The organism is Streptomyces caeruleatus (genome assembly GCF_001514235.1).
Classification (GTDB): Bacteria; Actinomycetota; Actinomycetes; order Streptomycetales; family Streptomycetaceae; genus Streptomyces; species Streptomyces caeruleatus.
In genome coordinates this window covers 332,896-346,622 of the sequence record NZ_KQ948930.1, presented here as the reverse complement: position 1 = coordinate 346,622, position 13,727 = coordinate 332,896, and the positions used below count along the sequence as shown (strand labels likewise).

General features: G+C 66.7%; 13 protein-coding genes. 8 read left to right on the top strand and 5 right to left on the bottom strand.

Annotation, left to right across the window (positions count from 1 at the left end):
* The first annotated feature begins 215 nt into the window (after window positions 1-215).
* Window positions 216-842, top strand: a complete 627-nt coding sequence (locus AQJ67_RS22680) for an ATP-binding protein (protein WP_062720888.1) — start codon at window positions 216-218, stop codon at window positions 840-842.
* Window positions 843-869: 27 nt separating this feature from the next.
* Here the strand turns inward: AQJ67_RS22680 and AQJ67_RS22675 are convergent, their stop codons facing one another.
* Window positions 870-1,691, bottom strand: coding sequence for a hypothetical protein (locus tag AQJ67_RS22675; protein WP_062720887.1), 822 nt, complete (start codon window positions 1,689-1,691; stop codon window positions 870-872).
* A gap of 546 nt (window positions 1,692-2,237) precedes the next feature.
* On the opposite strand from AQJ67_RS22675, the gene AQJ67_RS22670 reads away from it, so the two are divergent.
* The 4 genes from AQJ67_RS22670 (at window position 2,238) to AQJ67_RS45440 (ending at window position 6,709) form a co-directional block, all read left to right on the top strand.
* On the top strand, window positions 2,238-2,945 hold the full coding sequence (locus tag AQJ67_RS22670) for a hypothetical protein (protein WP_062720886.1): 708 nt from the start codon (window positions 2,238-2,240) through the stop codon (window positions 2,943-2,945).
* 88 nt (window positions 2,946-3,033) lie between these two features.
* Entirely contained in the window at window positions 3,034-4,392 is a 1,359-nt protein-coding gene (locus tag AQJ67_RS22665) for a ParB N-terminal domain-containing protein (RefSeq protein ID WP_341846164.1), read from the top strand.
* A complete protein-coding gene (locus tag AQJ67_RS22660) occupies window positions 4,389-6,206 on the top strand; it encodes a DEAD/DEAH box helicase (protein ID WP_062720884.1) in 1,818 nt (605 codons plus the stop codon). The genes AQJ67_RS22665 and AQJ67_RS22660 overlap by 4 nt, the downstream gene beginning before the upstream one ends.
* Before the next feature lie 53 nt (window positions 6,207-6,259).
* The gene (locus AQJ67_RS45440; RefSeq protein WP_079056096.1) at window positions 6,260-6,709 is read left to right on the top strand and encodes a very short patch repair endonuclease; all 450 of its coding nucleotides are present in this window, start codon (window positions 6,260-6,262) and stop codon (window positions 6,707-6,709) included.
* On the opposite strand, the gene AQJ67_RS45435 is transcribed toward AQJ67_RS45440, so the two are convergent.
* The 4 genes from AQJ67_RS45435 to AQJ67_RS22645 all read right to left on the bottom strand — a co-directional run bounded on the left by AQJ67_RS45435 (window position 6,653) and on the right by AQJ67_RS22645 (window position 11,286).
* Window positions 6,653-7,996: a DNA cytosine methyltransferase gene (locus AQJ67_RS45435; RefSeq protein ID WP_079056095.1), complete on the bottom strand. Its 1,344-nt coding sequence runs from the start codon at window positions 7,994-7,996 to the stop codon at window positions 6,653-6,655. The two genes, AQJ67_RS45440 and AQJ67_RS45435, sit on opposite strands and share 57 nt — an antisense overlap.
* Before the next feature lie 174 nt (window positions 7,997-8,170).
* The gene (locus AQJ67_RS22655; RefSeq protein ID WP_062720883.1) at window positions 8,171-9,178 is read right to left on the bottom strand and encodes a tetratricopeptide repeat protein; all 1,008 of its coding nucleotides are present in this window, start codon (window positions 9,176-9,178) and stop codon (window positions 8,171-8,173) included.
* A gap of 97 nt (window positions 9,179-9,275) precedes the next feature.
* A complete protein-coding gene (locus AQJ67_RS22650) occupies window positions 9,276-9,668 on the bottom strand; it encodes a hypothetical protein (RefSeq protein WP_159058809.1) in 393 nt (130 codons plus the stop codon).
* A 145-nt stretch (window positions 9,669-9,813) separates the two neighbouring features.
* On the bottom strand, window positions 9,814-11,286 hold the full coding sequence (locus AQJ67_RS22645; protein WP_062720881.1) for a glycoside hydrolase: 1,473 nt from the start codon (window positions 11,284-11,286) through the stop codon (window positions 9,814-9,816).
* A gap of 287 nt (window positions 11,287-11,573) precedes the next feature.
* Between AQJ67_RS22645 and AQJ67_RS22640 the strand changes: the two genes are divergently transcribed.
* From AQJ67_RS22640 to AQJ67_RS22630, 3 genes are all read left to right on the top strand, one after another.
* Window positions 11,574-12,386, top strand: coding sequence for a class E sortase (locus tag AQJ67_RS22640; protein ID WP_062720880.1), 813 nt, complete (start codon window positions 11,574-11,576; stop codon window positions 12,384-12,386).
* Between the two features lie 61 nt (window positions 12,387-12,447).
* Window positions 12,448-12,771, top strand: coding sequence for a DUF6412 domain-containing protein (locus tag AQJ67_RS22635; RefSeq protein ID WP_062721070.1), 324 nt, complete (start codon window positions 12,448-12,450; stop codon window positions 12,769-12,771).
* Window positions 12,772-12,999: 228 nt separating this feature from the next.
* Window positions 13,000-13,719 carry a YidC/Oxa1 family membrane protein insertase gene (locus AQJ67_RS22630; RefSeq protein WP_062720879.1) on the top strand — a complete coding sequence of 240 codons (720 nt, stop codon included), beginning with the start codon at window positions 13,000-13,002 and terminating at the stop codon, window positions 13,717-13,719.
* The last annotated feature ends 8 nt before the right edge of the window (window positions 13,720-13,727 follow it).

Sequence of the window (13,727 nt, the reverse complement as noted above, 5' to 3'; positions counted from 1 at the left end):
CTCCTTCGCCATGCGCCGGGCTGCGGCGCGGAAATCCCCATCAGGCTAGACAGTGCGGTGGTGGGCCCACCATCAGATTCACTCGATGGATTCTCGTGAGAAGTTACACGGTGAGAGTTCTCTGTGTCATGCTCGGTGACGGAATCGCTACGCCGTGCAGCCGTGCGGACACGGCAGGCGCAGCATGCGCGTGGCCCGTGAGGGAGGAGCCGGCCATGTCCGGCCATGAAGTCATCGAACCCCGACTCCGCTGTGTTCTGCCTTTTGAAGCGGTGCCGCTGGAGGTCGGCCTCCTCCGGAGAGCGGCCGCCAAACAGCTGAGCCAGTGGGGCATCCCTGCCGCAGTCGAGGAAGCGGAGTTGCTTGTCACGGAGCTGGCTACCAACGTCATCAAACACGTCGGTGAAGGAGTCGCCGCGACTCTAGTTCTGGAGTGGCGCGACGGGAGACTGCGGGTCGAGATGCACGACAGGAGCGAAGCCTTCCCCGCCGCCTCACCAGGCAGCTGGGGAGATGAATGCGGACGCGGCCTTCACTTGCTCGCGGCGCTCAGTGCGGCCTGGGGCACTGCCCTCACGGCGGCGGGCAAGTCGGTGTGGTGCGAGGTCGCGGTCGATTCCATGGGGATGTGCCGAAGGATCGAACGGGCCGCTGAAGCGCTGGAGCGGTATGGGAGCGCGGTGGTGCCTCCGCCTCATGGCCGGTATGCGCGCATGCGTCTGGAGGACGCCGCGGTCGCGCTGATCGCCGATCTCCTGCACTGGACAGCGGCCTGTGGCGGCGACCCGGATGGCGTCCTGGATCAGGCTCAAGTGCGCTACGAAGGGGAGGTCGCCGCGTAAGTGCCGTAAGCCCCAAGCGTGAGCCGATCACAGCATGGCGCGGGCACGAAGCAGGGCGCCGGCGTCATCGGGGGCGCCACGGTCATGGAGTTCCGCCGCTACGAGGACGACGTCCTGATGACTTTGGTCCCGCCCGTAGATATGGATCAGGTCCTCGGCGAGCGCCCTCTCCTGCTGGCGACGCAACAGGCACAGGAGTGCCGCTAGCTCTCCGTGGCTAGCTGTGCGCACCATGTGATGCAGGAGGGGTACGGTGCCACCTTGCCGGCTGCTCTTCCTGAGGGCGTCCGCCTTGCTTGCGATGTTCCGTGCGGCACGCTCATCAGTGCTACTCCGCTGCCGGTACCCGTCTTGCCGGGGGACCGGCAGCGGACCTGGTTCAGTTGCTCTGGTCGGTGCCGGATGGAATCCAAGGCCGGCCCGCCTTGCCGTCCGTGAGGCAGCAAAGATGCCGAGCCGTGTGTTTTCCTTCCTGAGCCGGTCAATCTCGGTCTTAGAGTGATCGCGGTGTTGCTCCAGCTCGTCCCTTTGGGCTGCCAGTTCGTCGCGTTGCGCCTCCAGGGCACGGAGCTGCTCGGTCAGTGTCCGCCGTGCGGCACTCTCAAGCGTCTGCCGAGTCGGGCTGTCGGCGGGAGTGTCCACTGAGGGTATGCCTGTGGTTCGGATGCCTTCCTCGCCCATCTCGGCCCTCAGTTTCTCCAGCTCAGCGCGCAGGTGTACGCAGCTGTCGCAGTGATCCGCGTTCGCTCGTTCCCTCAGGTCCCGCAGGTTGGTGAGAGTGATCTCGGAGGGGAAGGCGCTGCCCGCGTCCTTGCGGGCGAACGTGTGTATCCGCTCCAGCAGCTCCATCGCCGGGACGGAATTTCCGCTCAGGAACCGGGATAGTGACGTCTCGGAAATTCCTATACGTTTCGCGGCTTGTGCCTGGGTTGGCTTCAGAACGCCCCCCTTTGTCCTGCTTTCCCCTGTCAGGTGACGGCACAGCTGCTGAATTCGCAGGGCCAGGGCCCGCTTCCCCGGTGGAACGTCACTGCTGATGCCCTTCGTGGCCCAAGCGTGGCTGGCCTGGCTGTGCGTCATGTCGCAGTCTTCCTTTCTCCGTGATTCCTGCGCGGCGGTGGCCGGTCAAGCTCAGGCTGCGGCCGTTGCAGATTGTGCCGCAAGGAATGAGAGGTTCGCTTGCTCTTTTTGTCGCAAGAGTTACGTCATTGACTTCTCGATGACCGGCAGTGCAAGAATTTTCCTAGGCAATCGCTCGTGGCGTCACCGCAGGTCACGCAGCGGGGGGCTTGTTGCATCTACGGGGTGCTTTATGTGCGCTTTGGGTGTGGCTTGTTTTTGGTGGCGGCTTACGTCCACCTTTGTCGTCGTCACACGGATCTGGAGGATCAGCAGATGACGCTGCCGTCTTGGCAGAGCGAGAACCTGGGAAGCAAGGTGCGTACGGCCCTGTGGCTTCTGCAGGTAGTGGGGGTAGGCGGGACGTTCAAGAAGGTAGAGCTGCGGGAGGCTTTTCCCGACGTCGCGCAGATCGACCGGCGGTTGCGGGACCTCCGGGATCACGGCTGGCAGATCGACACGAGCCGTGAAGATCCGACGCTGACCCAGCAGGAGCAGCGCTTCGTCGCCGCAGGCACGGAGGTGTGGCTGCCCGGGCAGGCCAAGGCACCCAAGCACAAGGCGAGCATTACCGCGGCGCAGAGGGCCAAGATCCTCGCGGCCGACAACTACATGTGCCGTGCGTGCGGAATCGGCGCCGGCGAGCTCTACGAGGACACCGTCACCCCGGCGGTGCTCAACGTGGCCCGGCGCAAGGTGGTGTTGCCGGACGGCTCCACGGACTTCCAGACCGTGACGGAGTGCAAGCGGTGCGGCCTGGGGACCGGCGAGCGGACTGTCGAGCTGGCCCAGGTGTTGGCCCAGGTGCGCGCGCTCTCTCCGATGGAGAGGCAGGCGCTTGCCGCCTGGACCGAGGCTGATCAGCGCACGCTCGGACAGCTGGAAAAGGCGTGGGGCCTCTACCGGAGCCTCCCTGAGGACTCGCGTAAGGCCGTGGCCGCAGAGCTGGCCGATGACACCGAGCTTGACCACGACAACGACTGACGGAGCGGAGACGACGATGGTGCGCGAGTTTGCCCCGCCGCCGCGGGCGGACGAGTTCAGTGAACGGATCAAGACGAAGGTACGGGAGGTGCGCGACGCCGGCGGCACCCGCGAGACCGTGACGGTCGACTGGAACGAACAGCAGGCTCATATCGAGGTCATCGATCTCCCGCTCAGCGGCCTGTACCTCAACCCCGGCACACATCGGATCCGGGCCCAGCGCAGTCACGACCCCGTCCGTGACGAAGGGCTGGACAAGGATCCGTGGAGCGCGGAGAGCCAGGACTACCTTCGTTTCCTCCTCCAGGCATCGCCGGCTGACCCCAGTCTCCGCGACATCGACTTCGACACCCTCAAGGAGAGCCTGAAGCAGTTCGGTCAGAACGATCCTGGGCTGGTCACCCATCACGGCATCCTGGTCAACGGGAACACGAGGGCTTGCGCCCTGCGGGAACTTGGCGTGCAGTCGATGCGGGTTGGGGTGCTTCCCGAGTCGTTCACGTGGGCTGACATCAACGCCGTCGAGCTGTCCTTGCAGCTCCGCAAGGATCACCGCCGCGACTACTCGTATGTCAACCGTCTGCTCGCGATGGAGGAGCAGGCTGCCCTCGGGCGGACCCCGGATCAGATCGCCAAGGCGTTTCGGATTCAGGTGAAGACGTACCACCAGGAGCGCTGGATCCTGACCACGATCCGGGATCTGATCGAACGCAGTGCGAGCGGCGGGGGCTCCAAGCTGCGCCTGGTCGACTGGGAAGGCGCCCAGGAGCGACTGAAGGAACTGCAGCGGCTCTACATGAAGCTGGAGTCGGTTGACCGTGACCAGGCTGAAGTGCTCAAGGAATGGCGGCTGGCCGCCATCCTCCTGGACTTCTCCAAGACGGATGTGCGGCACATCGACGAGCACTTCCTCAAGGAGGGGCTCGGCGACATGCTTCCGGCCCCGGATGCTTCCGGTTCGTCGGTTCCTGAAGCTGCCGGGGTAGTCATTCCCGGCCTGGGGCTTACGGTGCCGGCTGCCTCTTCGGCTGTCTCGGCGGCTCGTGCGCTGAACGACCGGCTCCTGAGGGCCAAGGCTGTGGTGGGTGCCGGCGCCCCTGGCCTCGCGGACAGCGAGAAGGCCGAGAAGCAGGGAACGATCGCTGAGGCGAAGGATGCTTTCGACAAGGCCATCGAGGCGGCCGGCCGTAGTACGCGCCTGCGTAAGCGCAAGCAACTCGCTCCCGCCCGGCTTGCCGAGGCATGCGCCAGCATCGACCAGTGTGTGGCCGATCTCGTGCAGGCGCGGTCGTCCCGCAGCCTGGACGAGGAAGCGTTCGACGACGCTGTCCTCAACCTCCGCTCCAGCCTGCGCAAGCTGGCACAGCAGGCCGGCCGGGGCCTGCCCGACCCCGGTGACGGGGTCACCTGGCTGCTCGAAGCCGCGACGGTGGAGCCCACGGCATGACGCTCAGCTCTGAGGGAACCTCCCTGCGACTCGGTTTCGACGAGACGCGCACCCGTGTAGTACTGCGTACCACCGATGAATACCAGCAGGCTCTCGTTCAGCTGGCCGCCCGTTTTCGTACGGGCGGCCAGCTGGGCCCTCTCAACGCGTCTATCGCGCTGGATGAACTCCTGGGGGACCTCGGGGCGCTCGGAAGCTGGCCACACCCGCAGGGCGTCGAGTGGGAGCCCGAGCTGGGCGCGCTGGTGGCCGGCGTGGTGCAGGACGCGAACACGGTCAAGCAACGGCTGGATGAGTCTCCGGGGCCCACGGAGATTGCCCCCGGCGCAGTGCGCGGCCTTCTCGGAGAGACATGGCGAGGCGAGCTCAGCGAGTTCCAGCTCCGTGACATAGCCAAGCTCCTGTCCCTTCAGCATGGCGCCAATTTCAGCGTCCCTGGGGCGGGAAAGACCCGTGTTGCTCTCGCCGTCTACGCGGCTCAGAAGACACAAGGGCGGGTAAGCCGCCTGCTGGTCGTCTGCCCCAAGTCGGCCTATGAGTCGTGGCGTTACGAAACCGCCGTGTGCTTCCAGTACGCCCTGCGAACGCATGTGCTTGACGGCTCGATGGACCAGTGGACGGAAGTTCTGATCGTCAATTACGAGCGCCTTGACCGCTCGCTCGGCCTGCTGGCGGGGTGGCTCAAGGCTGGGCCTGCGATGATCATCCTGGACGAGGCACACCGGATGAAGCTCGGTGCGCGGGGCACCTACGGAGCTGCCTGCATGGCGCTGGGACCGCTGGCCGCGCGTCGCCTCATCCTCACGGGAACACCGGCACCGAACGGGGCCAAGGATTTGGAGAACCTGCTGGGCTTTGTCTGGCCGGGACATGGCCAGCGCACAGTGGTCCAGGCCGTTGCCGGGGGCGACCTCGCGCATGCGAGCACAGTCCTGAGGCCCCTGTTCACCCGGACGACCAAGCATGAACTCGGCTTGCCCCCAGTGCAGTTGGGCCTGCGCTATGTGGATATGCCGCCACTCCACGACGAGATCTACGAGTCGCTGACGCAGGGTGCGAAGGCTGAAGGAGCACGAGACGATCTCAGTGCTCTGGGTAAGACGGCGCTCCGCTTGCTGATGGCCGCGGTCAGTCCCGCGCTCCTGCTGGAAGGCGGGAGCAAGTATGAGCCTCTGGCGTACCAGCTCCCGCCTCTGGAGATCCCGAAGAACAGCTCCCTGTACTCGCTCATGCAGTCCCTGCCCGACCACGAGCTGTCGCCCAAGTACAAGGAGGCCGTCGCGATCATCGCGGAGAATGCCGCGCGCGGCCGGAAGACCTTGCTCTGGACGACCTTTGTCCGGAGCCTGACGACCCTGGAGCGGATGCTGGAGAAGTACAGTCCAGCCGTCGTTTACGGGGGTACGCCGGACCGTGATGAACAACTCAGGCGCTTTCGCGAAGACCCAAGCTGCATGGTGCTCATCTCCAACCCGGCCACCCTCGGTGAGGGCATCAGCCTGCACCACGTCTGCCATGACGCGGTTTACGTCGACCGGGACTTCATGGCCGGCAGGTTCCTGCAGAGTCTTGACCGCATTCACCGCCTCGGCCTGGCACCGGACACTGAGACCAGGGTCACTGTCCTGGCGGCCCGCAAGACGATCGATGAGGTGGTGGCTCACAGGCTTGAGAAGAAGCTCGACTTCATGGGCCGGATCCTTGATGACCCGACGGTTCAGCAGCTCGCGGATCTTGAAGAGGAACCCTCCGTCGGGGCAGGGCTGGCGCCGGGCGATGTGGAAGCACTGCTGAGCCATGTGGGGAGCCGCTGACTTACCGCAGGTTCGTGCCGACTGGACCGGAGCGCCTACTACCCTCTGGAAGTGTGACGAACGAATCCGAGTGGGTTGCGCCGGAGGGGTCGTGGGCCTCATCCGCGGCGCGACGGCGCAACATGCAGGCGATTCGAAGCCGTGACACGAAGCCCGAACAGTTGATCCGTCGGCTGGTGCACGCCAAAGGACTTCGCTATCGTGTCGCGGCCCGCCCGCTACCAGACCTTCGCCGGACGGCTGACCTGGTATTCCGGCCGACGAAGGTTGCGGTGTTTGTCGACGGATGCTATTGGCACGGTTGTCCTGAGCATTACGTACCTCCGAAGACGAACTCTGGTTACTGGTCGGAGAAGGTCCTCCGCAACGTTACGAGAGACCGTGATACGGACCAGCGGCTGACCGAGGCGGGGTGGCTCGTGCTCCGCTTCTGGGAGCACGAGCCGTCAGGAACTTGCGCCAGCCAGATTGTCGACACGGTTCTGGCGCGCAAGGCGCGCTGACACGGAAAACTCCATTTGTTCTGCCTGAGGGCCGGAAATTTCCGGGGAATTGCTGCCGGTTGACTCCATGACGTACTTCGCCAGCAGTTCGGTCCGGTGCTCGGGACGCAGAACCGCAGCAATGGCACGACCCACGGCTTCGGCGACCGGCGGCGGAAAGGCGTTTCCGACCTGGCGGTAACGCGCGGTCTTCCCGCCTCGGAATTTCCAGTCGCGCGGGAATCCCTGAATGATTGCCGCTTGCTCAACCGTCAGCATAGGGCCGGTTGGTCTGAAAATGTCACGCTCCGGGTTGCATTCCTTACGGTCGTTCGCAACTCCCATGGCGTCCACATTCATGGCTGCCCAGGCGCGTTTGGCGCGGGTCGGGCCGAGGTCTGCTCCACCATGCTTCTTGGAGCCGCCCACCAGGGTGGGGGCGATTCCCCGCCCTGCGGCGGCGGCTTTCTCAGCCGCGTCGTACCAGTCGTCGTACACGTTTTTGCCGGTGCGATCGTCTGGTTTGGCAGGCTGGCCGTACTGATTCAGCTCCCAGTAGTCTTCGCAGCGCTCACGCATGGTCTCCCGGAGGTGCGTGAAAACCGTCGCTTCGTCGGCTCTAAGGCGCACCGGCCATTCGAAATTATGCGGACTCTCGTCCAGCGCGTCCTTGTGAATAGCGACGAGGATTGCTCGCGGACGCAGTTGCGGTACACCGAAATCCTTGGCGTCGAGCCGTCGCCACACCTTACGCATGGCGATATCCTGCGCCTTGGGTGATTTATTGGGATCGATATCTGGAATCACATAACCCGCGTCGCGCAGGCGATTCAGGATCTTGATCCGATATTCGATGAAAAACTCTGGAGGTTCAAGGATGCCGCGCACGTTTTCGATCATTACGGCTTTTGGCTGCAGTTCTTCAATGATCTTCAAAGCTGCCGGGAACAGGTCGCGGTCATCATCTTCCCCCAGTCGTTTCCCAGCCAGGGAAAAGGGAGGGCAGGGTACTCCACCGGCCAGGAGATCAAGATCTCCTCGTCCTGGATCTAGATTCTTCCTGAGGTCGGAGTCCAGGAAGTCGCGGACGTCCATGGGGTCAATCTGCAGTGCCTTTTCAGGATTCCATCCGGGCCAGTCTCCGACATTTGCGCGCAGCGTGTTCACAGCGTGAGGGTCCCATTCCACCAAGGCGCTGTGGTTGAATCCCGCCTGGTGCAGCCCAACGGCTTGGCCGCCTGCACCCGCACAGATCTCTATCGAGGTCAGTGCCTGGGTGAACTGGGGGCGTTCATGGCCGCTGGACATGACTCTCCTTCTGGTGGCGGTTCATGCGAGAGCTGGTCATCTTCCCACGGCAACCCTCGGTGCGAAGAGTCTCGCACTCATCGGAGCGCGGCTGCGTACCCACCCGCCGGGAGATGTGACGGGTACGAGCTAACGATGTGTCCCGGCTGGAGACAAGAGTGCGATGTTCTCGCCTCAGCTATGGCAGGCGCGGTATAGCCTCTGGCTCCCGCACCAGCACTGCGCCCCCCTGTCCGGCGGCCAGGCGGTTGCCCGCCCCCGCGCCGCCAACGTAGTCGCATACTGCGGCAGCAGCGTCGCATCCTCCGGTGAGGCCAGTTCCGAGGCCGCGAAGGCCTCGTACGAAGGCACTGTCCCCGTCACGATCCCCAGGTTCGGGGTGCCCGAAGAGGCCAGTTCCCTCAGGGACCCCTCTATCGTCTGCAGGTGCTCCTCATGCGAGGGGTACTCCACCGCCAACGACGGATACGCGGCAACCAGCTCCGCCAGCTCACCCGCCGTCCAGTGGAGCACCGCCACCGGGAACGGGCGGGACAGGGCCTCCCGGTAGGCGCCCAGTTCCGCGCGGAGGCGGGAGATCTCGGCCTCCAGTTCCGCCGGGTTGTCCGAGCCCAGGGACCAGACGCGCTTGGGGTCGTGGAGTTCGTCCAGGGAGACCGGCATGGAGTGGAGGGTGTCCGCGAAGGTGTCCCACTCGTCGTGGGGTACGCCCAGCATGCGGCGTACGCGGTGGCGGCCGAAGAGGAGGGGGTGGGTGGCGTACGGGGGCTCCGGTACGTCGGTCAGGAGGAGGGTCACGCCCTGGGTGAACGTCTCCTGCGCCTGCTCCAGCTCGTCGTGGGACTCCAACGCCTCCGCGACGATCACCCACGGGGCCGGGTCACGCGGGGCGGCGGCTCGGACGCCTTCGATGATGGCCCTGGCCTCTGCCTCGTGGCCGTACTCCCAGAGGTTGGAGGCCTTCAGGGCCCGTACCAGGTGGGGGTCGTCCAAGGGGGTCGACGACGACAGCAGGCGGTCGTAGAGCGCGGTCGCGGCGGGGCGGTCGCCGGACAGTTCCAGGTGGGCCGCGGCCTGGAGGAGCAGGGCCTCGGCGTCCTCGGGGTAGAGGCCGGCGGTTCGCTCCAGGCGTGCCGCTTCGGCGGTGTGGTCGACGTTTTCGGCAGGCGTGTCGGGGCGCATGGCAGACACCGTACTGGCTGGGGGTGGCGGTGCGGAGAACGGAGGTCGGAAGAGGGTGCAGATATTGCCTGGTCGAGGCGGGCGCCGTCGGTCTTGGTCACGCCTTCGCCAGGCACAGCAGCAACAGGAACGGCACCGGGATCAGTGCCGCCGTCGCCAGCCATCTCCCGGGGCGGTCGTCGGCTCGGCGGCGTGGGCCCAGGACGTCCACTGTCAGCACCGCGAGCAGCAGGATCGCTCCCGTCACCGCCAGCAGGGACATCATCACCGGTGCGTGATCGAGGGTGTGGTAGTCGCAGTTGGACGTGTCCGGCCTGGGCGCGAAGGCGTCGCAGGTCGAGGGCAGGTAGTTCGTCAGCAGCCAGTACGCCGAGTACAGCGGGATGATCGCGGGCAACCCGATGGCCAGGTTCGCCAGCGCGGGCGCCACCAGGCCGGGGCGGCGGCGCCCACGCTCGTCCTCGCTCCTGCTTCCACCTGCCGCTTCCACGGCTGCTTCTACGGCTGCTTCTACGGCTGGTTCTACGGCTGGTTCTACGGCTGGTTTCGTCATGTGACGCACGACGTTCCGGGAACGCCTCCGGTTGCGTCACACCCGCCCCGTCAGATCACCGCCCCGTCAGATCACCGCCCCGTCAGATCACCACCCCGTCGATCTGCAACGTCTGCACCGCCTTCGCCGCGAACGGCACCGCGACCGACTTACCGCTCAGGAACGTGTTCGAGTACGACCGGTACTGGTCGCCGCCCGTCGTCACCGTGTTCCAGCGGGGGACCAGGCCGCCCGAGCCGCCTGACACCGTCGTGAAGCGCGACAGGTCGAAGGTCAGGGTCTGGGCCGAGGTCGACGTGTTCACCGCGACGATCACCAAGCGGCGCGCGGCCGCGTCGTAGGCCGCCGCCGCGTAGCTCACGCCCGTGTCGAGGATCCTCATCCCCGGGCGGATGTGGCGGCTGAACTGCGCCATCACGTAGTACTTGGTCTGGATGGTGGTCGGCTGGAGGGTGTTCGCGTCGTAGGCGATCATCGCCCAGCCCGTCGACGGGTCCATGACCTGCCAGTAGCACCAAGCTGTCGGGTGCAGCCAGCGGAAGTCGTAGCAGAGGTTCGAGGCCAGGGTCAGGCCCGTGCCGTCGCTGTCGCCCGTCTCCGAGTTCCAGAGCTTCTTGCCGGAGGTCGTGACGACGTCCGTGTAGAGGAGGTCGCGGCGGCCGCCCGAGCCCTGGTAGCCGTGTACGTTGACCTGGCTGACCAGGGCCTTGGTGGCAGAGTTGAAGGACGACCATGTCGAGCGGGCCGTGTCGATGTTCGTCTCGTCCGAGGCCGCGATGCGTACGCCCGTCAGGCCCCGCTTGTCCAACTCGCTGCGCATGTACGGGAGTACGGCCGCCTGGACCGCCGGGTCCATGTGGCAGCCCTCCTGGGTGCCGGTGGCGGTCCACCAGGTGGAGGCCGGCTCGTTGAAGGGGTCGACCGTCGCGAAGTTCACGCCCCAGTTCGACTTCGCGTACAGGGCCGTCGCCGCCAGGTGCGAGGCGTGCTGGCGGTAGTTCCAGGTCTGGAGGTTGTTGCCGCCGCCCGCCGCGCCGGAGGGGTTGTGGTTGGAGCACATCCACCACATGGGGGAGTTGGCGAAGAGTTCCGTGGTCGCGCCGCGCGCCGTCGCCTTCTGGAGCATCGCGCGCTGGTTGGCGTCCGCGGTCCAGTCCCAGGCCGAGGAGGTGGGGTCCTCGTTGTTCCAGTCCTGCCAGAAGCCCTCGATCTGCTTGAAGCCGGGGATGTTGGGCGAGGCGACCATCGACTCGCCGTTCACGGTGTTCCAGCTGGACGCGCCGAGGTTGTAGCGGGCGATGTTGAGGCCCAGGCCGGGGAGGCTCGTGCCGTTGTAGGTCACCGAGTTGGTGGTGAAGAAGAGGTCGGCGAAGTCGTTCCGGTTGCCGAAGACGTTGGCCCACCAGGCCAGGGAGGTGCCCCAGCCCTCCCAGGTGCCGTACGACGTGCCGGGGTTGACGGCGATGGTCGCGTCCGCGTGTGCGGTGCCTGTCGCCAGGGCGCCGCCGACGAGGGCGCCGCCTGTCGCCGCCAGCAGAGTTCTGCGTCGGATCATGACTTCTCCGCTTCGTTCAACGGCCGGTGTCGGGGGTGTCGTCGTCGAACCGGCTCCGTGGCTGGTCCCGCTGATGCCGACAGGAAGCATCGGGTGTGACGGGTGAGGTTGTCGAGGGTTTCAACAGCCCTTTCTCAAACCTGTGGAGGAAGTGGGAGGAAGTGTTCGGGGGACCGGACAGCGGCCTTGAACCTGACCGCCTGCGCACGGGTCTGGAGACCTTTCGCCCGACCCCCTATCGTGCGACCCCCTATCGTGCGGGCGGCCCCGGTGAAGGAGGCTCACGGATGGTGCGGGTTCGCGTCGTGCGGCACAGCGGGCTTCGGCGTCGCGCGCTGCGGCGGCGCGTGCTGTGGAGTGGCGGGGAGGCCCTCGTCACCGTCGGGGTGGTGCTTCTGCTGCTGGTCGTGCATCAGGTGTGGTGGACCAACCGGGAGGCCAGGGAGGGGGCCGAGCGCGAGGTCCGGGCGCTGGAGCGGGCCTGGGACGGCGGGGGTGGCTCGGGTGGCGACTTCCCTACGGCCGGTGCGCCGCCGCCCGCTTCGTCGGCCCCGGCCCCGGCTTCGGCTACGGCCACGTCCGCGCCCGCCGCCCCGCCCGCCGGCTCGCCCGACCGGGCCGCCGTCGCCGCCCCGCCCTCGCCCGACTGGTCCAGGGCCTACGCCATCCTCACCATCCCCCGCCTCCACCTCCGGGTCCCGGTCGCCGAGGGCGTCAGCAAGAGCCGGGTCCTCAACAAGGGCTACGTCGGCCACTACCCCGGCACCCAACAGCCCGGCCAGGCCGGCAACTTCGCCCTCGCCGGGCACCGCAACACCCACGGTGAGCCCTTCCGGTACCTCAACCGGCTCGCGCCGAAGGACACCGTGCGGGTCGAGACGCGGAGCGCGACGTACACGTACGCCGTCGACAAGGTCCTGCCGCAGACCACGGCCCGTGACGGGAGCGTCCTGCGGGCCGTCCCGCACTCCACCGTCCGGCCGGGCCACGGCTACCGCGACCCCGGCTACTACCTCACCCTCACCACCTGCACACCCGAGTACACGTCGAAGTACCGGCTGGTGGTGTGGGGCAAGCTGGTCTCCATGAGGCCACGCTGAGGTGCGTGTAACGTACGAACATCAGGGCGAGCAGAACCAGTACGGACGGGAGGGGCAGCCGATGATCCGCAGTGGGTCCGGTCTGCGTCTGCGTCTGCGTCCCGCCGCCGCGCTGGTGCTCCTCTTCCTCGAGGTCGTGCTGCTCGACTCGGGCACCCTCTCCGCGACCGTCGCGCTCGCGGCGACCGCGGCCGCGAGTTCCGCGTTCGCCGTCTGCTCGCTCCTCGCCTCGCGCGCCGCGCCCGCCGTGCCGCCGACCCGGGTGCGTACGGCCATCCGCGACCGGGCCCGCCGTACGGCCTTCCTGCCACAACGCGACCCCGACGCCTCCGGCCGGCCACGGCCCAGGGCGCCCGGACACGCCCTCCCGGCGACCGTCGCGTAGGCAGACAGGCACGCACGCACGCACCGCATCAGCGACAGCGACCAGCTACCGGCGACAGCGCGCCCGTAGCAGCGCATCAGCAACAGTGCGCCAGCAACAGCGCGTCAGCAACAGTGCAGCGCAACAGCGTCCAGCCTGTGACCCGCGCGGGTCGTCATGCCGTCATTCCGCCATGCCGCTTCCGGCATGGTCCGTTCCGGCACGACGAGACCCTCGGAGGGCTCACCCATGTCCGTTTTCGCCGACCTTGTTCAGCGGCTTGCCGATCTGCTCCAGCCGCTGTTCGGCGCGTCCGCGGCCGCCGCCGCGATCGTCCTGTTCACCGCGTTCGTACGACTGCTCGTGCATCCGCTGTCCCGGGCCTCCGCGCGCGGGCAGAAGGCGCGGACCGAGTTGCAGCCGAAGATCGCCGAGCTGCGCAAGAAGCACGCCAAGAACCCCGAGAAGCTCCAGCGGGCCGTAATGGAGCTGCACGCCGAGGAGAAGGTGTCGCCGCTGGCCGGATGCCTGCCAGGGCTGTTCCAGCTGCCGGCCTTCTTCCTCCTGTACCACCTCTTCTCGAACACGACGATCGGCGGAGAGGCGAACGAACTGCTCACCCACCAGCTGTTCGCCGCGCACCTCGGTGACCGGTGGGCCGACGCGCTCGGCGACGGCGGGGTGCTCGGGGGAGCGGGGCTCGTGTACCTCGGGCTCTTCGTGGTCGTCGCCTGCGTCGCCGCGTTCAACTACCGCCGGACGAAGCGGATGATGGCCGCGAATCCGGCCGTGCCCGTGCCCGTGGTCGACGGGCAGCCGGTGCCGGGGATGGGCGCCATGAGCAAGGTCATGCCGTTCATGTCCTTCTTCACGCTCTTCACCGTGGCGGTGGTGCCCCTGGCGGCCGCGCTGTACGTGGTGACCAGTACGACGTGGAGCGCGGTGGAGCGGGCCGCCCTCTACCGCTGAGCCGGAGC